General features: G+C 36.6%; 25 protein-coding genes, 1 pseudogene and 1 riboswitch. Of the genes and pseudogenes, 2 read left to right on the forward strand and 24 right to left on the reverse strand.

The window, feature by feature from the left end; translation table 11 throughout:
• Positions 1–289: 289 nt before the first annotated feature.
• The 6 genes from CS937_RS02505 to CS937_RS02530 all read right to left on the reverse strand — a co-directional run bounded on the left by CS937_RS02505 (position 290) and on the right by CS937_RS02530 (position 9,100).
• Complete coding sequence (locus CS937_RS02505) at positions 290–679, reverse strand: acyl-CoA thioesterase (protein WP_099156913.1); 390 nt, start codon at positions 677–679, stop codon at positions 290–292.
• 41 nt (positions 680–720) lie between these two features.
• Positions 721–1,893: an iron-containing alcohol dehydrogenase gene (locus CS937_RS02510; RefSeq protein ID WP_099156914.1), complete on the reverse strand. Its 1,173-nt coding sequence runs from the start codon at positions 1,891–1,893 to the stop codon at positions 721–723.
• Positions 1,894–2,141: 248 nt separating this feature from the next.
• Entirely contained in the window at positions 2,142–3,602 is a 1,461-nt protein-coding gene (locus CS937_RS02515) for a CoA-acylating methylmalonate-semialdehyde dehydrogenase (RefSeq protein WP_099156915.1), read from the reverse strand.
• Between the two features lie 182 nt (positions 3,603–3,784).
• The gene (locus CS937_RS02520) at positions 3,785–5,296 is read right to left on the reverse strand and encodes a sodium:solute symporter family protein (RefSeq protein ID WP_099156916.1); all 1,512 of its coding nucleotides are present in this window, start codon (positions 5,294–5,296) and stop codon (positions 3,785–3,787) included.
• Between the two features lie 59 nt (positions 5,297–5,355).
• Positions 5,356–6,729: an LLM class flavin-dependent oxidoreductase gene (locus tag CS937_RS02525; RefSeq protein WP_099156917.1), complete on the reverse strand. Its 1,374-nt coding sequence runs from the start codon at positions 6,727–6,729 to the stop codon at positions 5,356–5,358.
• A gap of 218 nt (positions 6,730–6,947) precedes the next feature.
• Positions 6,948–7,051: riboswitch (SAM riboswitch) on the reverse strand.
• Between the two features lie 468 nt (positions 7,052–7,519).
• Positions 7,520–9,100, reverse strand: coding sequence for a BCCT family transporter (locus CS937_RS02530; protein ID WP_099156918.1), 1,581 nt, complete (start codon positions 9,098–9,100; stop codon positions 7,520–7,522).
• A 204-nt stretch (positions 9,101–9,304) separates the two neighbouring features.
• On the opposite strand from CS937_RS02530, the gene CS937_RS02535 reads away from it, so the two are divergent.
• On the forward strand, positions 9,305–9,931 hold the full coding sequence (locus tag CS937_RS02535; protein ID WP_099157758.1) for a metal-dependent hydrolase: 627 nt from the start codon (positions 9,305–9,307) through the stop codon (positions 9,929–9,931).
• A gap of 34 nt (positions 9,932–9,965) precedes the next feature.
• On the opposite strand, the gene CS937_RS02540 is transcribed toward CS937_RS02535, so the two are convergent.
• The 5 genes from CS937_RS02540 to CS937_RS02560 form a co-directional block, all read right to left on the reverse strand.
• Positions 9,966–10,748: an ABC transporter permease gene (locus CS937_RS02540; RefSeq protein WP_099156919.1), complete on the reverse strand. Its 783-nt coding sequence runs from the start codon at positions 10,746–10,748 to the stop codon at positions 9,966–9,968.
• The gene (locus tag CS937_RS02545) at positions 10,745–11,671 is read right to left on the reverse strand and encodes an ABC transporter ATP-binding protein (RefSeq protein WP_099156920.1); all 927 of its coding nucleotides are present in this window, start codon (positions 11,669–11,671) and stop codon (positions 10,745–10,747) included. Before CS937_RS02545 ends, CS937_RS02540 begins: the two co-directional genes overlap by 4 nt.
• 3 nt (positions 11,672–11,674) lie before the next feature.
• The gene (locus tag CS937_RS02550; RefSeq protein ID WP_099156921.1) at positions 11,675–12,283 is read right to left on the reverse strand and encodes a TetR/AcrR family transcriptional regulator; all 609 of its coding nucleotides are present in this window, start codon (positions 12,281–12,283) and stop codon (positions 11,675–11,677) included.
• Between the two features lie 150 nt (positions 12,284–12,433).
• On the reverse strand, positions 12,434–13,000 hold the full coding sequence (locus tag CS937_RS02555) for an NADPH-dependent FMN reductase (protein ID WP_099156922.1): 567 nt from the start codon (positions 12,998–13,000) through the stop codon (positions 12,434–12,436).
• A 12-nt stretch (positions 13,001–13,012) separates the two neighbouring features.
• On the reverse strand, positions 13,013–14,071 hold the full coding sequence (locus CS937_RS02560; RefSeq protein WP_099156923.1) for an LLM class flavin-dependent oxidoreductase: 1,059 nt from the start codon (positions 14,069–14,071) through the stop codon (positions 13,013–13,015).
• Between the two features lie 220 nt (positions 14,072–14,291).
• On the opposite strand from CS937_RS02560, the gene CS937_RS02565 reads away from it, so the two are divergent.
• Complete coding sequence (locus CS937_RS02565; RefSeq protein WP_099156924.1) at positions 14,292–14,636, forward strand: winged helix-turn-helix transcriptional regulator; 345 nt, start codon at positions 14,292–14,294, stop codon at positions 14,634–14,636.
• Positions 14,637–14,658: 22 nt separating this feature from the next.
• On the opposite strand, the gene CS937_RS02570 is transcribed toward CS937_RS02565, so the two are convergent.
• The 13 genes and pseudogenes from CS937_RS02570 to CS937_RS02625 all read right to left on the reverse strand — a co-directional run bounded on the left by CS937_RS02570 (position 14,659) and on the right by CS937_RS02625 (position 25,557).
• Complete coding sequence (locus CS937_RS02570; RefSeq protein WP_099156925.1) at positions 14,659–15,156, reverse strand: metallophosphoesterase family protein; 498 nt, start codon at positions 15,154–15,156, stop codon at positions 14,659–14,661.
• A gap of 200 nt (positions 15,157–15,356) precedes the next feature.
• Positions 15,357–15,632, reverse strand: coding sequence for a hypothetical protein (locus tag CS937_RS02575; RefSeq protein ID WP_099156926.1), 276 nt, complete (start codon positions 15,630–15,632; stop codon positions 15,357–15,359).
• A gap of 727 nt (positions 15,633–16,359) precedes the next feature.
• Positions 16,360–16,587 (reverse strand): hypothetical protein, encoded by a 228-nt coding sequence (locus CS937_RS02580; RefSeq protein WP_099156927.1) that lies wholly within the window; start codon positions 16,585–16,587, stop codon positions 16,360–16,362.
• A 268-nt stretch (positions 16,588–16,855) separates the two neighbouring features.
• Positions 16,856–17,014 carry a hypothetical protein gene (locus CS937_RS19315; protein ID WP_176555716.1) on the reverse strand — a complete coding sequence of 53 codons (159 nt, stop codon included), beginning with the start codon at positions 17,012–17,014 and terminating at the stop codon, positions 16,856–16,858.
• Positions 17,015–17,195: 181 nt separating this feature from the next.
• Complete coding sequence (locus CS937_RS02585) at positions 17,196–18,632, reverse strand: DUF6179 domain-containing protein (protein ID WP_099156928.1); 1,437 nt, start codon at positions 18,630–18,632, stop codon at positions 17,196–17,198.
• The gene (locus CS937_RS02590) at positions 18,632–19,102 is read right to left on the reverse strand and encodes a DUF6323 family protein (RefSeq protein WP_099156929.1); all 471 of its coding nucleotides are present in this window, start codon (positions 19,100–19,102) and stop codon (positions 18,632–18,634) included. The genes CS937_RS02585 and CS937_RS02590 overlap by 1 nt, the downstream gene beginning before the upstream one ends.
• A gap of 291 nt (positions 19,103–19,393) precedes the next feature.
• Positions 19,394–21,007: an ABC transporter permease gene (locus CS937_RS02595; RefSeq protein ID WP_099156930.1), complete on the reverse strand. Its 1,614-nt coding sequence runs from the start codon at positions 21,005–21,007 to the stop codon at positions 19,394–19,396.
• Between the two features lie 24 nt (positions 21,008–21,031).
• Positions 21,032–21,913: an ABC transporter ATP-binding protein gene (locus CS937_RS02600; RefSeq protein ID WP_099156931.1), complete on the reverse strand. Its 882-nt coding sequence runs from the start codon at positions 21,911–21,913 to the stop codon at positions 21,032–21,034.
• A 172-nt stretch (positions 21,914–22,085) separates the two neighbouring features.
• Positions 22,086–22,712: a TetR/AcrR family transcriptional regulator gene (locus tag CS937_RS02605; RefSeq protein ID WP_099156932.1), complete on the reverse strand. Its 627-nt coding sequence runs from the start codon at positions 22,710–22,712 to the stop codon at positions 22,086–22,088.
• A 453-nt stretch (positions 22,713–23,165) separates the two neighbouring features.
• Positions 23,166–23,315 (reverse strand): annotated as a pseudogene (locus CS937_RS02610) (FtsW/RodA/SpoVE family cell cycle protein); the annotation flags it as partial.
• Positions 23,316–23,421: 106 nt separating this feature from the next.
• Positions 23,422–24,018, reverse strand: a complete 597-nt coding sequence (locus CS937_RS02615) for a class I SAM-dependent methyltransferase (RefSeq protein WP_099156933.1) — start codon at positions 24,016–24,018, stop codon at positions 23,422–23,424.
• Between the two features lie 264 nt (positions 24,019–24,282).
• Entirely contained in the window at positions 24,283–24,942 is a 660-nt protein-coding gene (catA, locus tag CS937_RS02620) for a type A chloramphenicol O-acetyltransferase (RefSeq protein ID WP_099156934.1), read from the reverse strand.
• A 207-nt stretch (positions 24,943–25,149) separates the two neighbouring features.
• Positions 25,150–25,557, reverse strand: coding sequence for a pentapeptide repeat-containing protein (locus CS937_RS02625; RefSeq protein ID WP_099156935.1), 408 nt, complete (start codon positions 25,555–25,557; stop codon positions 25,150–25,152).
• Positions 25,558–25,611 lie beyond the last annotated feature (54 nt).

Below are 25,611 nucleotides of genomic sequence, written 5' to 3' on the forward strand. Positions count from 1 at the left end.
CAGGATTTACTATCATACTTCCAACAATCACTCCAATACATATCAAGAGAGCATATATACTAAGACTCCACTCAGAACTTTCCCAAGAATATTTCCTTTTCATACTCCCTTCCTCAATATACTTAAAATTATATGTGCATGAGCAACCTCCTATGGGTCAATGTGTTAATTTGTCTTCATTTCCTTCATTTATTGTTTGATGCAGGGAAGAATATTTATTTGCCACTCAGTATGATTGGGCGATGTGAGATGCGCATCTTACAGACAACCTTTTTTGGAAGACTTGGACTTAAAGCACGTGCAATTCTAATTCTTTTCTAATTGAGTCAGGAATTGGTTCAGACTTTTCTTTTCGTAGATTATAATTCACATAGGTAACATTTCCTTTTACACATAAGCGCTCATCCTGCCAAATTTCCTCGTATAGCTGTAAACTTGAATTCCCTATTTTTTTCACCCATGTGTACACGTTTATATTTGTTCCAAAATAAATCTGGTCTACATAATCAACATTCATATTTAGAATAATCATTTTCCAATTAGCAAACGAACTATCTGGGGTAAATAATTTGAATAGTTTATTCCGTGCTGCCTCGAACCAAACTGGAATGGTTGTATTGTTAATATGACCGACGCCATCAGTTTCTGAAACTCTTGGCTCTATAATCGTTTTATACATTTTCGCTCATCCTTATAAAATTTGATAAATCTACCCAAAGATTATGAGTTTTGCAATACTCCTTCATATGCATTAGTATATATTTGCTTGATAGAATTTTCATCTAAGGTTTTAGGACTTCTATTGAGTAGCCGTTTTTGTTTTACCCCATTCTTTGTTAAGTTTTCAATATCTTTTGACTGAATATTATAGGCACGTAATGTCGTCGGCAACCCAACATCTTTGATTAAATCTTGTAAACTCCTTACAACCTGCTGAGCAATTTCTCTATCACTTTTTTCGTTTATCGGTAGTGAAAAAGCCTTAGCCACATTTTTCATTTTATCGATACATGCCATCCATACTTGATCGTATACATATGACAAAAGTATTGCATTAGATTCACCATGTGATAATTTGAATAAACCACCTAGAGGATAAGCTAAGGCATGTACACCTGCAACTCCCGCATTATAAAAACTTAAACCAGCTATTAAACTTCCTAATGCCATCTGTTCTCTTGCATGTTTATCATTACCATTCCATACCGCAGTTCGAATATTTTCTACTATTCTTTTCATAGCATCTAGTGCAAGCGATTCGGTTAAAGGACTTGCATTAACGGATGTATAGGCCTCAATCGCATGTGTTAGTGCATCTATCCCACTTGCTGCTGTTACTTTTGGCGGTAAGGTATACGTTAATGTAGGATCGACGATAGCGTAATCAGCAAGAAGGTATTCATGTGTAATTACATCTTTCGTATTTTCTAGTGAAAAGACCGCTATATCTGTAACTTCTGCACCAGTTCCCGCTGTTGACGGTATTAGTACTTTTGGTAACCCTTTATTTAATAACTTTTTTGTACTACTTAAATTTAAATAATCTTCCACTCGTCCGTCATTGCCAGCTAATACCGCAGCAGCCTTCGCTAAATCCAAAGCACTCCCACCACCAATACCAATTACTAAATCAGGTTGGATTTTGCGAACTTCATTAACTACTTGATTACCAATTTTCACAGGAGGTTCAGGTACTACATTTTCTCCTAATTCAACTAGCGCATTTTGTCTTTCCAGTATTTCCAGAACAGGGTCAATAACCCCAAGACTTTTTAGCATAGGATCTGTTATAATAAAAATCTTTGTTGCTTTTAAATCTTTTAAAATATCTTCCAACTTGGTAAGAGATCCTTCCCCATGATAGATTTTTTTGGGAGATACAAACTGATCCATTCTACATAACCCCTTCACAAACAATTTATTCTTCTAATAACATTCGTTACTATACCCTACTCAATGATCCAATGTTCTAATAATTACCTATATTCTATCAGATATTAGTTTAAAGTTGAAAAGATTAAATAAATACGGAAATAATTTTCGTTGTAAAATTAGAAAGGAAACCTCGTAATGAAGGTTTCCTATTAACTCCGCTTCTACAAATTGATTATATTATGGAATACAAAATCGATTCACTACTTTTATACCCAGCGAGTAGTAATCACCTTCTGACGAGTATAAAACGCCAATCCATCTTTTCCATTAGCATGCAGATCACCATAGAAGGAATCTTTCCATCCTGAGAATGGGAAAAATGCCATTGGGGCTGGTACACCAATGTTCACACCAAGCATGCCTGCATCAATCGTTTCACGAAATTGCCTTACAGCGCCTCCGTCTTTTGTAAAGATACATGCACCGTTGGCAAAACGTGATTGATTTGTTAACTCAATTGCTGCATCAAGCCCCCTTACTCTGACAATCGATAGAACAGGCGCAAAAATTTCATCCTGCCAAATTTTCATTTCAGACGTTACATTATCGAAAATAGTAGGCCCTATAAAATACCCTTGACGCTCTTGATCACTATCAAATCGTCCATCACGTATCAGTTTTGCCCCTTCCTTTTCACCGGTTTCGATATAGCGAAGTGTACGTTCTTTATGATTTTCACGGATAACCGGACCCAAGAAGACACTTTCGTCCAAACCATTACCTATTTTTATATCATTCGCTTTTTGTTTAAGTAATGCGATAAATTCATCTGCAATGGAATCTTCAACCACTACCACAGAAGCTGCCATACAACGCTCTCCTGCAGAACCAAATGCAGCATTTACAATTTGCGTTGTTGCATTGTCTAAGTTGGCATCACGTAAAACGATCGAATGGTTTTTTGCCCCAGAGAGTGCTTGAACTCGTTTTAAATTGTCTGTACCTCTTTTGTAAACATACTCAGCTACTGGCTGTGAGCCTACAAAAGAAATGGCGGCAACTTTTTTATGATCCAGCAACCCATTCACAACATCATGTGCACCATGAACAATGTTAAATACACCTTTTGGCAATCCTGCTTCCTCTAGTAATTCAGCCAATCGATTTGCAAGTAAAGGTGTCCTTTCTGACGGTTTCAATACGAACGTATTACCGGTTGCGATAGCGATTGGAAACATCCAGCATGGAACCATCATCGGAAAGTTGAAGGGTGTAATTCCACCAACAACACCAATTGGATAGCGATATACACCTGATTCCAGACCATCAGCAATGGATGGTAGCTGTTCCCCCATCATTAAGGAAGGTGCTCCAGCAGCGAATTCAACGTTTTCAATACCTCGTTGAACCTCCCCCTTTGCTTCCTTAATACTTTTTCCATTTTCAACCGTTACAATTTCAGCTAGCTCATCCGAATTATCGACGAGTAATTGTTGATACTTAAATAAAATACGTGTACGTTTGGGAACGGGTACCTCCTTCCACGCTTGGAAAGCTTCTGCAGCTACTTCCACCGCGTTGTCCACATCATCAGCAGAGGAAATAGGGACATGAGCAATTACCTCTCCAGTTGCTGGATTATAAACTTCTGTTGTTTTATCAGATTTTGCCTCAATCCATTTTCCATTTACATAGTTTTTCAACGTTGCTATTTTTATTTGTGTCATAATAAAACCTCCCTGCAGAAAATCATCTACTACACTATCATTCTAGCTAGCTTCCTTGTTTTCCTTTTATTTTGTAAAATACCATTTCCAAAGTGAGAATCCTATGATTACTAGAAATGTTATAAATCCATATAGCCATACGGAAAGCATCGGATTAACAAAAATTTCAACTCATCCTTTCCTTAATTTGCTTTTGTATACCCTTCCTCAACCATTACCTTTTTCACAGTTTGTGGTTCTTTAAAAATTCGTGCCAGGATAACAATCGTGGCGATACCGATAAAGGTTGCAACTGCACCTGCTGACATTGTGCTTGGGATAATTCCTCCAAAATAGAGGATTAGATAGGAAAGCAAACCGACAACCATCGATAGTTCTGCAGCCCTTGCAGAAGCTTTTTTCTTTCCATAAACAGCATAGAGAATTGGTCCCATTGTTCCTGCAGCTATACCTGAAATACCAATCCACATAACATCCCCCATATAAGCTGGTGGCTTTAACACAATTAGAAAGGCTGCCATGCCAACCAATGGGACTGCCATTCGGCTGATTTGAAGGGCAATTTTCTGTGCCTTTTGATCATTAACATTGATAATCCGTTTTTTGACTAAGACTTTTAGAAAAATATCATTAGCGAATACGGTCGAGATTGAAACGAATAAACCATCTGTCGTTGACATAGCAGCAGCGAGTATAACTACTCCAAGAATCGCTACGATAATCGCAGGAAACGCCCAAGTCGCATATTCCATTAAGGCTAGGTCAGCAGCAACAACATTATCACCGAGTGCGGCTCTGCTGTACAAGCCCCCAAATAGAATAACAAGGGAGCATATAGCGGCAATGACATACGTCAAAATCATCTTCCCAAGATCCTTTTCACTTTTTAACCCAAGTACTTTGTTGAATAAATGAGGAGCAGATGCAAATGCCCATTGAATAATAATAGCACCAGTTACAACACCTATGGAATAAAAATGGGTCGAATCAGGATTAAATACTTTTACCAAATTAACGTCCTGATTGGCCAAATTCTGGGTAATGGCAGTAAATGTTGCAGTAATACTCCCGTCCCAGAACAATACAATTCCAGAAACAAAAATAAATATACCCGCGATGCCCATCATAACAGCTTGAACGGCATCTGTGTAAATATCAGCAAACGCCCCACCGGCAAAAACATATACGATTACGATTGCTGCAATAAATATCAATCCACCTGTATATGACATACCAAGCAGATATTCAAATATACGTGCCCCCGCTACAAACTGTCCCGCAATATAAAATATATTAAAAAGCAAAATCAAACCTGTTCCGACTCGTAAAATATCACTGTTGTAAAAGTCACCAAGCCAATCCGGTAATGAAAGCGATTTTTGTCCTGTATTCAATCTTCTTACGCGCTTGGCTACCATTAATACACCAATTGGCCCTCCACCAATGATTGCCAAAAACAGCCAAAGATTTGAAAAACCCCAATCATGAGACCAACCTGGATAGCCAAGAAATGTAGCAGCACTTAAATATGTTGCGGCAAAGGATAGACCGAGTACATATGGTCCGAGACTTCCACCGCCAATAGCAAAATCACTGACATTTTTCGTTTTTTTGGCACTGATGTAACCAAGTGCAAACATGACAACTAGAAATATAGCAAAACCTATCCATGTATAGAGTGTAACTGTACTCATTTCTGTCTCCTTTCACGTAATGTTGAAAATATTGAAGGGAAAGATTTAATCTCCCCTTCTTATTGGGTTTGAGTAATACCAAGCTTTTTCGCAGGATGATTAGCAGGTAGGTGCACATGTCCTTTTCCAAACATATTTTCCCGTAATGTTTTTCCCTCATATTCTTGCCGATAAATCCCGCGATTCTGTAGTTCTGGCACGACATGATCAACAAATTCTAGAAACGTTCCTGGTGAATACGTTTGAGCAATGTTAAACCCATCCACATCCCCCTCTATAGCCCATTCTTCAATTTTATCTGCAATTTGTTCTGGCGTTCCGATAAATTTCACAGTTCCATTGCCAAGACCATGATTTTTTACAGCTTCCCGTAATGTCCATTTTTTATTTGGATCTTTTGCATACATATCCAAATTTCCCTGAACCGCATCTGTTTCCATATCTTCAATGTACTGGTCCGGATCATATTTGGAAAAGTCAATTCCGGTATGGCCGGACAATAAAGAAGCCGTGCCTTCATAGCTGACATGATCGGTCAAATCTTCATACTTTGCGTACGCTTCCTCCTCCGTTGATCCGATTATCGGCAGAATCATTGGGAAGATACGTACATCTTCTGAATTTCTACCCTGCAGCTTCGTCCGTCTCCGTATATCCGCGCTATATTCCTTCAATGCATCTAGGGAGTGATTTTTCGTAAAAACAGCTTCAGCATGTTTGGCAGCGAAATCTCTACCTTTTGGAGAAGCCCCTGCCTGAAACAATACTGGTGTACGCTGAGGTGACGGTTCAACCAAATGCGGTCCTGGAACATGAAAGAACTCACCTTCATGGTTGATCAAATGAACCTTCATCGGGTCTGCAAAAGTGTCACGATCCTTATCATAAACAACAGCCCCATTTTCCCAGCTATGCTCCCATAGCTTATAAACGACTTCCAAAAATTCATCAGCACGGTCGTACCTGAGTTCTTTTGGAAGACGGCTAGATAGCCCAAGATTGACTGCTTCACTTTCCAAATAGGACGTTACTACATTCCATGCAACCCTTCCTCCTGTTATATGGTCAAGTGTTGACAGCTGACGTGCTAATGCATAGGGTTGTGCGTATGTAGCAGATATTGTCGGTGCAAACCCCAGATATTCAGTTGCCGCCGCCATAGCAGAAATCGGAATTAGTGGATCATGGGCCGGTAACTGCACAGCGCCCTTTGCAGCTGCATGATGACTATCTTCATAAACACTGTACGTTCCTAATACATCAGCAATAAACATTGCATCAAATTTCCCCCGCTCGAGAATTTGTGCTGCTTCCACCCAATAAGCTAAACTGTTGTGTGTCGTACCTTGATCCTTGTCATGCTTCCACAATCCAGTTGAGTGCGGAGAAGGCGAATTTTGAATAAAACCATTTAAATGAATTTGTTTAACCATAAATCTTAACCTCTTTTCCCAAAAATTTGCGGGACAGGGGGTCAGTCCCTTTGTCCCAATAAAATGAAACAGTTTGCTTCCTATCCTCCCCTTCCGTAAAATTAATCTATTCCAATTTGTTTACTTGGTTTTTACATAGTAAATCCCACAAATATTACTATTAGCGGAATTTAAAAAACCTCTCCCGATGAGGAAGAGGTTTTTATTCAATACACATCATCTCATCTTTCAAGCAATTGCTTGCTGGAATTAGCACCTTGTTACAAGTAACGGTTGCTGTGGGATCACAGGACCAGATTCCTCCCCCAACTCTTGATAAGGAAATATTCAATTTTTAAGAATTGTACATATCATAACGGAGGCACAAAAAACTGTCAAGTGTCAATTTTACATTTTTTCAAACAGTTGGGACGGGGGGTCAGTCCCCTTGTCACAATTGGTGGCGGGACGAAGGGACTGACCCCTTGTCACAGAATAATTTTTTCCAATTAGGAAATCATATGAGCAAAATATAGAAAGTTGGTGTATCCTATTTTTAAGTATTACATAAAACAATTTCGAAAAATAAACAAATTTATATACTGGGATTTCGGTGATAAGGCAAAATTTATCGCTATAACAAATTTACTAATGTATGCATTGGCGGTTTCATTCCCATCGAATAAGGTCACAGAATCACTTTTCTTTCTGTTCTTTTTAACTTCATTGTCCTATTTTAGTTATTTAATAATTAAACTAGTATTATCAAAAATAGTTCTAAAGTTAAATAATAAACGCGGTTGATAAAACATCAACCGCGTTTAATGACTTGATTTTTATCTTTTCTTACATTATTGATCCAAGCTTTATCCTGATCCATCATTTTTTTAGCAGCGTAAATAGTTAGAAATTGGATAGCTATAATTGGTATCCCCATTATTCCAGAAAGCACTTCCAATGGAGGCAGACCACCGACTCGCATTAATAATAAAGCTAGCACCGTAATTACTCCAGCAACAATAATCCGTAAACTCTTTGAAGGCTCTGCTTTACTCATATTTTTAGTACCAGTATATGATGCAATGGTATACGTTGTTGAATCCAGTGTTGTTGTTAAGAAAATCGTTGCAATAATGATGAAAATCACAATAGCAATTGTAGGTAAGGGCAATGAATTCAATATTGCCGGTATTGCCGCCATTTTATCTTCTTTTACAATATCAAGTACTGTAAGCTCACCTATGAGAAATCGATGGACCCCTAGACCACCAAGCACTCCTGTTGCTACCCAAGAAATAAGAGTAGGAGCCAATAAATAGGTTAAAATCATTTCTCTTATTGTCCGGCCTCTTGAGATCTTTGCGGCAAAAACACTGTGGAGCATGGCCCATGTAGCACTGTAAGCAAACCAGAAAACAGTATGGCTTTCAATGTGTGTGGTACCTTTCATGTCCAATGAGTTCGTATAAAGAGATAAATCAATATAATGCGATACAAGAAAACCGACACTGTCTGTAAAATAATCGAGAATAAAGACACCAGGTCCGATAATTATAATGAATAGCGCAAAAGCACCTGCTAAATACATATTAAGCGTGCTTAATTTCTTAATCCCTTTTTCTATGCCTAAATAAGCGCTAATTGAAAATAAACATACCCAAACTAGCGTAACAATGAATGTTAACATAAAATTAATTTCTAAGTTGAAAATGTCAGCCAAATTGTACGTTATAATTGGCGTTCCCAGTCCTAAAGTCACTGCTGCACCGGATAAAATACTAACAAGGAAAATAACATCTAATATTTTCCCACCAACTCCATCTGTAAAATGGTCACCAAAAATAACCCGACAAGCCTCAGAAATTCGCATAAATGGTCTTTTCCGCACATGTAAAATATATCCCATAGCAGGCGCAGCCATCACAAATATAGCAAAAACCTGAAAGCTCCACATAAACATACTGTAGGAATTCCCCCACATGAGCGCTTCCGTTGAACCAGGCTCAACACCGAAAGGCGGATCATTTGCAACAGCCGTCCATTGAATCATCCCCGTCCGCATAATAGTTGAGCCGAGCCCCATCGCGATTAAAATGGAAGCATATTCAAATAAATTAAACCTTGGCTTCTCCGTCGGATCTCCAAGCACGACATTTCCATATTTAGAAAACGATAAATAAAGGCCAGCTATAACTAAAATAATCGTATACCATATGTAGCCCCATTTAAAACTCTCAACAATTTGATTAAATAGGTTGTTCATTAATTCTAATGAATCACTTTCATTCAATGAAAATGGTATGCAAATTGCAATTATAATAATCAAAGAAGGAAGGAAAATCCGATAATCAATTAATTTCGCGCTAACCCCTCCGTCTTTCTTTTGCCTCATGTTAAGTAAACCCCCTATAAAATAATATTTTCTATACACTAATTACCGGAAAATTACCACTCTAAACATCTTTAGGACTGGGACAGGGGGTCAGGTCCATTGTCCCAATTTTTATTCCCATCTAAACAGAACATACATTTTGTTGTAAACTATAGGATGGTGTCAGAAGAAGAACAACCAATTTTTTACAGAGGAGCTATTTACGTGAATGGTACTGCACATGCAGCAGTAGGCGCTGCAACAGGATTTATTGTCGCAAATAATTTTCAATCAAGCCCGACTACAACATTCTTGTTGGTCAGCTTAGGTACGGTTTCAGGATTGATTCCTGACCTCGATATTGATGGAAAACTTCGTGGCAAAATCACCCTGTCTCATAAAATGTTTCAGACAGTTGGACAATTAATCGGTATTCTAATGATCATTTACAGTATTTACGAGGCAACAAATACGACGAGATACCTCGGGATAGGAATCGGACTTGGATTGATGGCCATTGCCTCATCTATCAGACAGAAACATATGTTGACAATTACTGGGATAGGTGTCTTAGCTGGAGGAATTAATTTACAGGAAATCTGGTTGATGTTACTTGGAGTATACATTTTAATCGCATCATTTGTGGCACATCGAAGTTACACGCATTCGATAGTAGGAATTCTTTTCGTTGGATTCATTGCTTCCAAACTGGAGTTGTCTCTCGGTGTTGAAGGTGTCTTTTATACTTGCCTAATAGGCTATATCAGCCATTTAATCACAGATAGTAAATTACTCCCGTTTAATAAACGTGGAATTAAACTGTTTTTACCACTATCATCAAAGGAAGTGTAATGGGACATAGGGTCTGACCCCGTGTCCCACCCTATTATCCGTTATGGTCTGCGAATCTCCAGTAGCTTAATGTGCTGATTAAACCTATTAAACTTGTAACGAAGATGATTATCACACTTGTAGCTTTTAACAGATTACCTTCTCCACTCACATTACTGAATAAAGCCGGTATTGCCCATGGAAAATAACTTCCATAACCGACAGTAGCAACAATTTGTGACAAGATCATCGTCATAATAACGAATCCAATTGGGGCTAAATAACCTCGGCCATAGCACGCGAAAAGCGCCACGGGAGTACTTAAAATAATCGTTAGCACAGACGTTACAACTAGCACAAAAAGTCCATGTTCCCACACTGTGCTGGACCACTGCGGCAACCCGATAATTCCCCCTACAAAAAACCCTACACCAATGACCCACACTGCTAGAAGTAATGACCATATGAATGTAGTTATAAATTTAGCAATAGGAATATATATCCGTGGAAAAGGAAGAGCAAGCAAATCTTTTACCGTTCGATCCGTGTACTCTCTGCCGAAAATCCAGCTCGTAATAAAACCAAATACAAGTAGGCCACCAATAGCAATTCCTTGTGCAAGAAGACCAAAATAGGATGGCCAATCTGCACTTCCAGCAAGTTGCGCTTTTGCCCCAAGTAACCCCCACTTTTCTGCCACAGCAGGATTTTTCAAAACAAACATAAAAAACCCACCCATGATCGGTAACAGCGTAAAAGCAATAAAGGTGATCCAAATAACTTTCGATTTACGAGACTTGAAAAATTCTGTTGCGATAATGTTAAGCATTTGATTCATAGAACCCTTCCCCCCTTTCTTCCGATAATACGTAAAAAGTAAGACTCTAAATCCTCTTCGTCAACATATAGCATTGTCGGTGGATGATCGGCTCTTACTAAAATTCTTGCCAGTTCTTCTGGATACGTAACTGCCTCGTTACTTTGAATTTCCAACAATCCAATTTCATTCTCACTCACGGCGTACCCTTTATTAGATAAGATTTTAAGCGATTCTTTTATATTCCGTGTGTTTATTAATAGTTTTACAATACGTTGTTTCTCCAGTTCCTCTTTTCGCAGTTCTTGAATTAAACTTCCATTATGGATGATACCAATTTTCGTTGCTATTTTAGAAATTTCCCCTAATATATGACTGGAGATAAAGATAGTTGTGCCTTTAGTAGATGCCAGTTCCTGTAATAACTCCCTGATTTCTACAATTCCAGCAGGATCCAATCCATTTGTAGGCTCATCCAATAATAAAACCTGTGGTTCATGAAGAAGCGCTCTTGCTATACCAAGCCTTTGTGCATTCCCCATCGATAAATGTTTTGCTTTTCTATGTTCATATTTCGTTAATTTCAGTTGCTCTATCACGCGTCCAACTGCTGAATTAGCCTGAACTCGATGCAATCTACATGTTAGTTCTAGATTTTCTCTAACAGTAAGCTCTGGGTACGAATATGGAGTTTCTACCATATAACCAACCTGTTTCCATGTATGATAATTACCTGCACTTACCCTTTGACCATTGATAAAGCATGATCCAGAAGTGGATTGAATCATTCCAAGCAGCATGCGAATTGTAGTGGTTTTTCCCGCACCATTCAATCCTAAAAACCCATAAATTTCACCTTTTTTCACCCGTAATGAAACATGATCAACTGCTTGAAAATCTTGATAGCTTTTCGTGAGATTATGCGTATATATCATATCTCGCATCGCTTATTTCTCCTTCCTGAAAAGACCATCAACGATTAAATCTACTAATAATTCTAGGGTTTGCGGGTAAACATTTTCTCCAATCTCATTCTTGTGAAGACTCATGGTGAACAAAGCGCGAAATAAACCTGCTAACACATCTTCATCTACCTTACGAAGAATACCTAAATCCTTCCATTTAGACGTTATCTGGGCTAATGTGTCAGAATCATTTTCCAAATGCGCTTCTAATTTCTCTTTTGGTAATTTTCTAAGCAATATATCATAATTGTTGTCAAAAAGAAGTTGATTGATTAAAACGTTCTCTTCTATCATGGTCAACGCATGTAGAAGTAAGTTTTTTATTGCTTGTTTAGGGTCCTGGGCACTGGTTATATCAAAATTCATAAATTCCCTTTTGATTGATTCCTCTTCCTGTTCAATGATTTCAAAGTACAGTTCCTCTTTGGAATTAAAAAAAGTATAAAAAGATCCAGGTGCAATTCCAACAGATTTGGTCAATTCTTGAATACTGGTCTTTTTCAAACCAAATTGACTAAAAAGATATTTCGCTTCCACCATCAACTTTTCCTTAATCTTTTCTTTCTCTTGCTCCGTAAAACCTCTAGGCACTTTAAACACCCCTTTTAATATATATGAATAAATATTTTTTTAATTCATATATATTTTATAACAATACAGAACGTTTTACAATATCGGGACAGAGGGTCAGTCCCCCCTTCCCACAAAGAGCGGGACAAGGAGCCTGTCCCCTTGTCCCGCTTAAAATCCGTATTCTGCTTCTTTTGCTTCACGGATGTTTGTGTAAGTTTCTGTTAATATTACTGTATCTTCCGCTAAACGATCGATCCGGAAAAATACATCGTCATTTGTAATTTCTTTTTGATAGAAATCCTTTTCCTCGATAAATACATAGGTTTGAACAATTTGTGCTTTCATATAGGTCAAAATTGGTTTTAATTGCTGTTCTACAATTAAGTAATGTTTTGATGAACCCGCTGTCACAAGCATACTGACAACTTTATCACGAAATGCATTTATCGGAAGTAAATCAAAAATGTTCTTCAATGTTGCTGGTATGGACGCTTGAAAAATTGGTGTACCAATAATAATCGCATCTGCTTCCATTAATGATTGCGCAACATATTTTGTGTCCCCTTCATATTCCAAATAATTACGTCCATCACTAAACTGAACATCATATTCAGCAAGGTCAATCAATGTAACATCTATATTTGGATATTTTTCTGTAACAGTCTTAATTGTATAATCCATAGCCGTTCTTGTTTTTGAGCCGACTTTTGAACCTGATAACCCGACAATCTTCATGTTGGATACCTCCTATTTATTTGCTGTATATTTTTTGATTGCTGGTAATATATCGGTACCAATCAACTCAATATTTTTCATTAATTTATCAAATGGCATTCCACCGAAATCGATTTGTGCAATGTAACGTTGGTGGCCAAATAACTCATACTGATAGAGAATTTTTTCAATGATTTCCTGTGGACTACCGATATTCATGATATTATGCGGATCAACGCCCTGTGCAAAGTGCTGCTTAGGAAAACCTTGCCCGTTCGTTTTTTTCATACCCTCATTAATGTGAGGATATAAGTCTTTCAGAGCTTGTTGTGACGTTTCAGCTGCGTAGAAGAATCCTGCAGTTGCAACTGGCAGCTTAGATGTATCAAAACCGCGACGTCCCGCTGCCTCACGATAAGCATCAATCGTTCGTTTGAAAATGGAAGCTGGTCCTCCTAAATGCGCCATAAACATCGGAACACCTGCATAACCAGCTTTTATCGCACTAGCAGGAGATCCGCCAACTGCACGCCAAATTGGCATGGACCCATTTTGTGGCCGCGGCAGAACCTTCGCATTGTTTAATGGTGCACGGAATTCTCCACTCCAATTAACAACTTCTTCTTCATTAATCTTAAGTAACAAATCAAATTTTTCCTCAAATAATGCTTCATAATCACGAAGGTTATAGCCTAACAATTCATAAAGACCGACTCTCGATGCTCGACCTGCAATAATTTCTGCACGACCCTTCGAAATCAAATCCAACGTTGCAAAATTCTCATACACACGAACTGGATCCGATGTACTGATAATTGTAGAAGAACTTGCAATCTTCATCTTTTCTGTTGCCTGTGCGATAGCTGAAAGAACAACAGCGTGCGCTTGTGTAGCAAAATACTCCTGATGACTTTCACCAACACTAAAAAAATCAATGCCTGCCTGTTCGGCTAGCTTAGCATATTCAATAATTTCATGGATACGTTGTTCCGCAGAAATTCTCTCACCTGTTAAAGGATTTGGCAAATGATCACCAAGTGTATAAATACCAAATTCCAATCCTTTACTCTCATCAATACGATACTTTTCCATTTATCCTCACCATACTTTCCACAGAAACAAAGGGTCAGTCCCCTTGTCCCAATTTTTCTCCGGGACGGAGGGACTGACCCCTTGTCCCGCTATTTATAATTTATTATTTCATTTAAGCTTGCTTTGCACTATGTTATTATAGTTTATAATCATCAAAAACATAAGTACGCACTTTTAAGTAATATAGTATACAAAAAGATACTATCGGAGGAGAGTAATGATGAAAATTGAACCAGAATTATGCCGAGTAGAAGATGCATTAGGTATTTTAGTAGGGAAATGGAAGCCAATTATATTATTAAATCTATTAAAAGAAGGTACACAACGCTTTAGTGAGCTTAAACGAAGTATGCCTGGAATCACCCAAAAAATGCTAACGAAGCAATTACGTGAATTAGAGGATGAGGATATTGTTGAGCGCGTTGTATACCCACAAGTTCCACCGAAAGTAGAGTATTCTATATCAGAATATGGAAAAAGCCTTGAACCAATATTAGCAGCCATGCATGAATGGGGAACGAAGCATACGTTGCATAAGAGGCAAAAATTGGAGCAAAAGGGCTAGAGGGAAAAGTTCCATGTCCCTCTTAGCTTCTCCCATCAAAAAATACAATTTCTGCCCTAATTCTCTCCTCCATTTCAAGAATTCCATATGAATAATAGGGCAGCTTTCGCTTATCGGTTGGCGATCCTGGGTTTATTAACAGTACATGTTTAAAGTATCGGATCAAAGGAATATGTGAATGACCAAATACAATGACATCTACTTCCTTATCATAAAATGCTGCTAATGCTTGTTTTTCCGTTGTCTTTTTATCACCATGTCCATGAACAATGCCAATTTTGTAACCATTAACCTCTACTACTTGCTGTAAGGGAAAAAATTCTTTAACAGCATCTTTATCGACATTTCCATATACTCCCTTAACTTCACCATAACTAGAAAGAGTATTGTATACTTCTAATGACTTCCAATCACCAGCATGAATAATTAAATCAGCCGTCCTACATTCATTTAGAAGACAGGTTGGTAACTGTTTTCCTTTATTTGAAATATGCGTGTCTGCTGTTACAACGATTTTCACTTACAATTCCCCTTCCTAATCCTAATTATTTTCAAAAGCTTCTTCTATCCCACTACAAGCTACAAACTCACTAAGAAAATCACTCTTTATTTCTTCTATAGGAAATTTCCGTCGGTAGGCATTTAATTTATAACGCTTACTTTTATAAAAAAATAAACTCCCTAATTCACTAAGGGAGCCTTAAAAAAATTCCTTACTAGTTACAAAACATCATTATTATTCTGCTGAGCCTCTTGCACTTGTTGACGAATATCATGCAGTTCTTCGTAAGCCTGTTGAAATTGTGCGTTCTCTGTCGCTTCAGTACCAGCTTGATTTTGGGCATTTTGTAATTCCTGTTCTGCTTGTTGTAACTGCTGCTCCGCTTGTTCAAGTTGTTGCATATTGGAACCCTGTGCTTGTAGCACAGCCTCCCTTGCCTCATTAATTTGCTGGCTTGCCTGCTGTAATGTCTGATGTAGGTTCTGTTGTTCCATCTAAGCACCCTCCATAAATTTTGATCGATGAAATCCTATATTTATTGTTGCTTAGATGTATAATTTTTATGTATTCTTCTTCTCTAATACCAAAATTGTCTGAAATTGTCAAGACTATAACAGTCATATATGTTATACTGAAGCCACAGTAGATTGGCTTCACACGAGGGTGGGGTACACTTTTACCTTCTTGGAAAATAACCTGGAAGGGAGGTGTTGCCTATGGATATGGGAAATGTATTAACATTGATGATCTCTTTCGGCATGTTAATCGCATTTATCATGTCCGATAAAAATAAAAAATAACCCCTCATTTGCTTTAGCCCAGCGCTGAGGGGTCATTTCCCAAAAAGTGCCTAACCGCTCTCTTGTTGGGGTTAGTCTATTGGAGCCGTTCCATGTACCAGCATGGACGGTTTTTATTAGTATATGCTTAGACAAGCTCTATATGTACAGTATACCACCAATTTAGTCTTTGTACACCTTTTAGGACTAATGCCTTATCGTTCAATAGTTTTTACCATTTGCCGCAAAGCCCCAAGATGATAAGATGAATGTGCAACGGTCCCCAATACATTTGTCTGCCATTCTCCCAAATCAATGGTATTGATTTCCTCCAACAGAGTTGTATATTCGTTCTTTAATTCCTATCTGATTTCCGCCCATTTTCGTTTCATCACAATGAATCTGCCAGCTTGTCTCCCAATTCTTTTCGAAATCGTCCCCACTAATCATTTTTTCGTATAACCCATAAATAATAGCGCACATGATCTGCATGGGCTGCTATAGTCGATCCATGTTTCGAATGTGAGGCATCTTCTGATGATAAACCATCCAGTGTTCCAAAAATACCGGTATTTGGTTTTGATTCAGTAAAATAACTACCCTCTTGCCCTGGTCCTTCAAATGTTTCAATCAAAAGCGTTTTAATGGAAGTCCCTAACGTCTCTGACATGCTAAATCCTCCTTTATATAAATTATGCTACGTATGAAAAATTAAACCATTTATCTATTTCTATATAAAACCTAAAACTTCTTTATGTTATTTTCTTATGTCTAATTTAGTGACATAGAGATAAGGATCAAATTTTCGAAGTAGTGGTGCAAAAAGACATGTAATCCTATACTGAAGCCGATGGTTGAAGATAAAATATAGGCACCAAGGTTATATCACCAAGGTGCCAGACAATACAGCTTTACTATTTATTTTCTTGTGACGACAGTTACTCCGCACCGCGCATTCGTTCGTTCATCAATTGTCCATCAGTACTTGAAGCATTATTGTTTTTGCCCTGTTTTTCATAATATTTTTCCTCTGGGTTATATAATTTTGTTTCATCCGTATTGTCGGAAGATGCCTTATTTCGTTTCTCATTTTCCATCTAGACTTCACCTCACTCATTAATCGTTTGATTTCTTTATTAGTTTGTGAGATAGTCTGGAAAAAATACAAATGAGTACACAATACATTCTTTCACTAAAAGTATATGAAACAAATCAACGTTTTAATATCAGAAAATGTGATTCGTTTTAAGGTTATAGATTATAGATTATCCTGCATCCCTAGTAAAAATTAATTTCTTCATAATCGATATCACCAACATATTTCTCAATTGTTCTTTTTCTTTCCATGTCCATATTTGTGATAAATGCAATAAATTGGTCCTTCCATTCCGATTCTGCCTTTTTCTCCTTCAACACTGTGGACGATAAATCCGCATCATCTCGAAATTCCTCATAGAACACCATTTTGACTAAAATTGCCAGCTCAATATCGCCAAAAGTCCTAAAAAGAGCTTCATATTCATTGGCAAACAAACAATTGGTATTCAGCATATCAGTATAATCATGAAGGGAATGAAAATGATCCCGAATCATTTCAACTTTACCCATTACATTTTTACAGCCCATGATTTTTTCAGTTAAGAATTGAAAGCGGTTATCACTCATTCTATCAGCTGCTTTGAATGCAGTTTCAATTGATTTTGGTTTCCATTCTTTTTCCATCATAACCACCGTATGCAAATTATTATGATTGACAGCGTTTATAATCGTTTGTATAAGATCAATCCCACACTGTTCCAAATAATTTTTCATTTTTGATTCATTTATATCTAAGTCGTACCTTAATTGGTCAATTGCTTTGTATATAATGGAATGCATTTGGGAATCGTTCGATTGAGTAAACAGACTTTTTAATTGCTTATATTGATTTTCGGAGATCCTCAATTGATTAGCATTCCCTCCTGATAGAATTGAAAAAACCGCATTATTGAATATTAACCTAAAAATATTGAAGAGTTCTATACGGTAATCAAACCTGCATATTTTTCCATAGTTAATTAAAATCTGTTGAAGATCCTCTTGATTGAATAAACGGCAAAACGCTGTTTCCATCATCAAATGCGTTAAATATTGCTTAAGATAAAAAACCCCTTGAAGACCCATATCATCAATCGCTAAAGGATAATCAATACTTGCCATTGTATTATGAGCGTCAAAAATAATCCCATATTTTCTTAGAAATACGGGTATAGATTCTTCGATTGTCACGTTATAGGCTTCTACTGCCACATCCAATTTGTTTGTGTTAATTTTTTTGAAAAGTTGTTCCGTTTCCTTGAAACACTGTTGGACCAATTTTACCCCTTGTTCATAAATACTGGTTACCTTAACCGTTTTTAAATAGGTAACTGCCTCTTTAGGATCATCAAACTGTAACGTATAAGCATCTACAGCATACAAAACGGAAGCAAAGATGCCCTCCGCAGTATCAGAGCTCAGGGAGGAACTTTCCCCCTGGGTATAACGTCCAAGCAACCCTTTCAGAATAAGCATTAATTGACTCTGAATGTCGTATACCTCTTTGTCATTTAGCATACCTACTCGTAATGCTTCATGCAAAAGTGATATCGTATACTGGTTTTGTGATAAATGGGTTTTTTTAATCGTTCCCTGTGCCGCTACCGGTTGAACATTATTTGGATTTTCTGAGTGCATTACAGTTCATCCCTTTCAAGCACAGACTTTCTAAATTGAGCATCACTTCTGAACTGTTCCGCGAATTCTTCAAGTTGGCTTTTTAAAAATTCCATAGAGCCCCTGCAAGTATCATCAAAATAATCCTTCATAATGCCAATCAGCAAGGAATCTCCTATCTCATCTTCCGTCTCGTTTTTTAAATAATGAAATATCTCCTGAAATTCATTTACCATGGATGCAAAATTTTCATTCGCAATATAAGGAGACCTACAAAAAGCCTCCACTAATTCCTTGATTACTTCAACTCCCAGTTCTACACGGGCATAGTCTCGTAATACGCGGTTTCTAACAATTAGCATGTTTTTTATTTCATCGCGAGTTAGGACTAGATCATATTCTTTTAACTTTTTATTTACTTTCAATAGTTCATTTGTATATTTTTCTTGCATAATGTGATCTATAGAGCCTAACAAACGAGGTAAAAACATAAGCATTCCTTCCCTTCAATAAAATTACCGGCATTTTTATTGACATTTTAAAATAAATATGCTATAATAATAAATTATTAATTTTATTTTGGATTATATAGTATAATCTTCTCTTCACTGATTGTCAAATGCATTTTAATAACCTATTTTAAGTAATAATAAAAGCCTAAGGGATACTAGTTAACAGTATCCCTTAGGCTTTTATTATTTTTAATACAGTTATAAATTTAGAGTAAAGATTAGTAATTATGAATCATTTTTTCATATGTTTCACTTACTTCTTGGTCACTATTAAGCTCCTTCAATCATATCCCGCCTACTATAACCAAGATAACCTATTACCATAAAAGCAATGCTAATCACAGTTATTGTAATGAAAATTGGAACATCAAAATCCTCCATCGGCATTTGTGGAATCCAGCTTTGAATGGCTGTTTTTGAAAACCATTCTGGTAAGTCTAATATACCGCCAAAGTAGTTTAGTACAAAGGAGTAGCCAAGATAAACATAAACCACTTTACCTAGTTTTGGTGCCCAACCGAGGGCTAAAGCCGCAAGTCCAGTAAAGAATAATACGGATGGTAAGAAGTTGTAGCCAGCAGCAAGAAAACCAAACGTATTCATCGTTGAGCTATCCCCCATGGCTGTGATAGCTGTACCACCAAGAGCACCTGCGGCTAATAAAATTCCTACTAAACCTGCAATAATAGCTAAGCCAATACTGGTCCAATAAAATTGGCTGCGGGTCACTTTTGTAGCATAAAGCTGACTTAAGTGTAAGCGACTTTCTTCAGAGAACAGTTTATTAACAATGGCAATTGGTAAAATCGAAACCAAACCAATCATGACCATCATAATCGTACTAGTGAATGATTCTTCAATGGAAACGCCTGAATGCATAAACATTTGTTTCATCATTTCGTTACTTTCAAGGAAGGTCTGCATGTCTCCATAAATCGAACCATAGGCAGCCCCCATAATAACAAAAGCAATCAGCCAACCAATTATGACGCCTTTGTTAATCTTGATAAATAAACCATGGACAGACAACAGAGATTTCTTTGCTCTTTCTCGACCTTCTCTTTGAGGAAGATAGCCAGCTCCCATATCGCGAGCTCCTTCAAGGGCAAAAGCAATAATCACTACGATTATACTGAAAATCAAGGCAAAAATAAGTAGGACCCAGTTATTTTCCGTAAAAGGATATGTTAAATACGTCCAACCCAGTGGATTGATCATGGATAAGTCAACATTGGAGACATCTGTCCCCGCACGAACAATATAAAGTAATCCGATAATTCCTAGTGCTGAACCTGTTGCACCAGATGAAGTTGACATAATTTGTGCCATAACCAGAGCAATCCCAGCACCAATAACCCCAGCCATTCCAACTGATGCCCCAAATAAAAAGGAACCTTCAGGAGTAATAGTATCGACACCGAAGCTCAGCATTACTCCACCAATAAAAAGTGCTAATAAGACATTAATGAAAATTGTCTCTATAATTGTGGCAAGAGCGTTTGCTTGACGGCCCACTTGAAATGAGCGCACAAGCTCAGTGAGACCAAGATCTTCCTCTTTACGAGTATGACCTATCACGTGTAAAACAGCTATTATCATCGCAAATAAACCACAGAATAGTAACATTTCATGCGAATACATTGCCCCTAAAGTATAATCAGTTGCTGTTTCGATTGGCGTAGGACCTACCATGGATATCATAGCAGGGTTTTGCAAGGTTTCGTACATTCCCAGCAACCCTTTTCCTTTTGCTATTTCTTCAAAAGCTGGAACATAAGCAGCTGAAAACAACCCAAGTCCTAAAACCCAAACAATAATTTTTTTCCAATCACGTTTTAGATATTGTAAAAACAGTATATCCCATCGCGCAAATTTTTCCTTCATCGTATTTCATCCTCCTATCGGCGCTTATCCTTCATAATGACGCATGAACAAATCTTCAAGAGTTGGCGGTACAGATTCAAATTTCTTGACACCTAATTTGCTTGCTTCCATTAATATATCGTTGAGATATTGATTATCCGCAGAGAATGTCGCTTGATTATCTTTTTGTTTAAAATCAAATACACCATTTACAGTGGCCATTTCAGTTACATCACCTTCTGTTGCTAAAGTAACAGTAGAACGAGCCAAATGACGCAGCTCATCAAGGGTACCTGTTTCCACAATTTCACCTTGGCGAATGATGACAACCTTATCCGCCAAGCGTTCTACTTCACTCAGAATATGAGAGGAAAGCAGGATGGCTTTACCTGATTTTTTGATTTTTTCCACTTCTTCCTGGAAAATTGCTTCCATCAAAGGGTCAAGACCAGAAGTTGGTTCATCAAAAATATATAAATCCGAATCAACAGATAATGCTGCAATCAAACCAACCTTTTGACGATTTCCTTTCGAATATCCTTTGGCTTTTTTCTTAGGGTCCAATTCAAAGCGTTTTATTAAGTAATCGCGTTTTTGCTTGTCTCCGCCACCATGCAATTTAAGGAATAGATCAATAATTTCGCCACCTGTTAGACTTCCCCACAACGAGACATCTCCAGGGACATAAGAAATTCGTTTATGAATTTCAAGGCTGTCTTTCCAAACGTCTTTACCGAATATTTCCACATTGCCGGCATCTCGCTTAATAATACCTAATAAAGTACGAATAGTTGTAGATTTACCAGCGCCATTAGGGCCAATAAAACCGACAACTTCTCCAGCATCTACCGAGAATGTAACATCACTTAATGCTTGAAATTTACCAAATTTTTTTTGTAAACCTTGCACTTTTACAATTTCTGTCATCACACTGACACTCCTTTTTATAAAATAGTGACATCTCTTTATAATGCGCTTTTCAGTTGGAGGAGAAGTTTAAAAACTTAGATAAAAAACTATAGAGACCCACATATCTAAAGTTGTAAACTTCCCACTTCTTTGTTAAATTTCTAACTTTTAATACAGTCCTATTTCATTTCTATTTGTAAAAGCTATGCTTCAGAATCTTAGTATAACCCTCCCATTCTTTAAGATATTGATTTCCAAATTCACCAATATCTTTAAAGGAATCTATTTGATGGATGGACTTCTCCCCAAATCCGAACATGGTCCAATTCAGGATTTCAATTGCTTTTTCGATATCAATCTCTTCACGGAACTTGGAATAATCAATATGTTTGTAAATTATCTTTTTACCTTGATCATATATTGGATCAACTTTCTCCTTTATAATTTCTTTTACTTCAGCCGCTTCCTCTTGGATGGAAGAGGCCAGGAAATCAAATACGTGAGGGAACTTTTGATGGATATTCAATTTCTGTAATCCAATATTTTCGATTCTTTTAAAAAGGTCGGTTTCACTTAAATCAATTTGTTCATAAAGCTTTTCAATAACTTGAATACCGTATTCGATTAAATATACATAAAGATCTTTTTTGCTATTAAAATAGTTAAATAATGAACCTTTAGAGATATTAGCCTCTTTCACAATTTCATTTGTTGATGCTTTTTCAAAACCACTTCTGACAAATTCCTTTATTGCAGCGTTAATAATTCGCTCTTGTTTCTCTGATTTTAAGTTATTAAACATGGAATAAATGGTCATTATCTCCTTTCCGTTAGGCTCAAGTGACCATCTCGGTCATTTTTATTATAATAAAAATGACCAGGTCAGTCAACAGGAAATAAAAAAATGGAGTTCAAGTATAGCCTTGGAATAAGTTCGATTAAAAAATCTTAAAATCCCATATTTTATAATAAATTTAAAGAGCCCATTTTGAAAAAAATTGATCAAAATAGACTCTTCTTCAGCAGTTTTTAGTTTGCTTCTTATAAAAAAGTTTGAGATTTTTATACCTATGATATTCAGCAATTGCGACCAATTGCTTGCCATCAAAAAATAGAAAGACCAAGAATCCAGGTCACGATCTCTTTATGCCCAGAGATTGATGGGTGAAGTCCGTCCAGTCCCATCCCGATTAGCGCCGATTTTTGAACAACGACCACTCCTAATAGGAATATTTAGATTCAATTCTAAATGAAACGACTCGAGACCAAAATTTTTACGTCGATACACACTTAACACGATACCCATTAAAAACGCAGTGAACAGAGTTGGCATCAATCCATAGCTAATAAAAGGCAAGGATATAGAAGTGATCGGTAATAAGCCTAGGATCATTCCAACATTATAAATGAAATAGACTACAAGAAAGAGTTAAAACAAGGATTAGCGCATACAAATACCCATAACGTCAATGGCCAAAACCCTTGATATTATCGGTTCTTTTTTTGGGATTGTGTGAAATAAAAAATTACTTTATACTACTGGATATAAACATTGAGGCATCTTGATTCATAAAAATACGATTTCCATGATAGAATGTCTTCATTTCAATTGATTTAAATCCAACTTCGGATAATCTTTTTTTCAGTTCTTCATGCGAAAAGCCGTTATGAACTTTCGGATGATTTATTTTATCGTTTTTATCAAAATCAATAATAATTAGCTTGCCACCATTATTTAAAACGTTGAACAATTCTTGTAAAATTTTCTCAGTATCCGGAATATGAAGAAGGACTAGTGACATTAAAACGATGTCTGCCTTAATTTCAGGAGTTTCTTTAGTAAAATCTGAATAAAGTACTTTTGAGTTGGTAATTCCTTTGTGAGAAATTTTAGCTTTCGCAACTTCCAACATTTGATTTGATGAATCTACTAACAAGATAGAATCTACTAAATCTGATAATTCTAAACTAATTAGACCAGTACCACTCCCATAGTCTATTAAAGACTTTAATTTACTGTTTCGTAATTCTGGTCTTACTTCCTTAACTATAATTTTAGCTAATTCAATTCTATCTTCTGTATCATATTTTTTTGCCATCTGTTCAAAAACGTTATTTTCCATATTCCATTCTCCTATTTATTAAAAATTAAAGCTACAGTGTGCCTCAGGATTTTTTTTATTATACTGCATTTCTGTATAAACAATTGTAAGTTTCTTTTCAAAATAGACAAATAGTATTTAGCATTTCTTCTTCCCCTAAATAACTAAATAAGAATAATAGTATGCAAATTTTTATAAAAAATGTGTATTAGGGAAAATGATTTTCAGCTATATGAACGGCGCTATCCTTTAGGATTAGCGCCTGATTGTATAAAAGATTATACGTTACCGTTTAAATGTTAACCATTCATGACATTTATTAGCCAACTGCTGTAACTCGTTAATAAACATACTTGCGTGATAGCCATCGCAAACAGCGTGATGCACTTGTAATGAAATAGGTAACAATATCTTATCGTCCTGCTTAAAGTACTTTCCATTTGTAATAATGGGTAACAAGAAATCTCCATTATTATTTATATTTAGATTAAAACCGGTAAAACTCACCCACGGAACAGTAGAAATGGGAAAAGCATTTTGTGGTTCATTCTCTTTTGTAAATAGTCCTAAAACATTAGAGTATTGCTCGCTATCATCTTTATAGTATTTATAAAATACACTAAAATCCTCCGAATACTCTGTCCATATGCTGGAGAACGTTTTGCTGTCATCTTGGAAAATGGTATAACTTGGATTCATTTCCTCCCAAAACCCTAAAGTGCCCTCATTATTAAAGCAAGTTCTTAATTCTTTTTGGGCATTTACTGCTTTGCTCACCATGTAAATAAAGGCAGGGAACAGCTTAACCTCCATAGATCGCAACTGTTCCAGTAACGTTGTAATATCTATATTTGCCGTTAGACTAAACGTACATTTTTGATTTAAATAATGATCAAAATAAGTTTTTCTTTCCCAATTGTTTCTATCAATTAAATTAAATTTCATTTAAATAGCCTCCTAAAAGTGTGTTTTTGCATTTTTAGGAGGCAAATTTATCTGCTTTTACCATAACCCTCTCCTCATGACATTTTTATTCATTTTACCATAAAATTCAGTAAAAATTTATACTTATATAACTATTAGTTGTACTTCATTGAAGTGAAGGAACTTAGAGTTAATATTTTACTTATCCTCACCTTTCACTTTAGCTTCTCAATCTGAATTCCTCACATGTTTTTCCAGTAGTTCTTCAATCAGCACACCATTTATTCGCAAACCTTTAATAGAGCAGTTACTAATGTCGACATTTGATAAATTACAGTTTTTTAATGTACTTGTATTTAAATCACAATTCTCAAATGTTACTGTCCTATGTTTAGCATCAGAATCATGGGCAGGATGTCCTTCTGGTGGCAGTCCAATATGACGAAATGTTGCCCCTCCTATTTGAGCATCCTCAATATGTAAATCACTTAAATTTGCATCTGTTATTTTTGTACCAGAAAGATTTACATTGTGAAAATGCAGTTTTTCCGCCAATACATGGTTAAATTTGGAACCAGATATTTCCGCCATTTCAAGATCCATGAATTGCTTTTTAAGTGGTGGTAGTCCTGACATTTGGGCATCTCCTTTTAATAAATTTATTTTCTAAGTTGGTAAACCTTTTAAATA

The organism is Virgibacillus ndiopensis (assembly GCF_900187325.1).
Lineage (GTDB): Bacteria > Bacillota > Bacilli > Bacillales > Amphibacillaceae > Virgibacillus_E > Virgibacillus_E ndiopensis.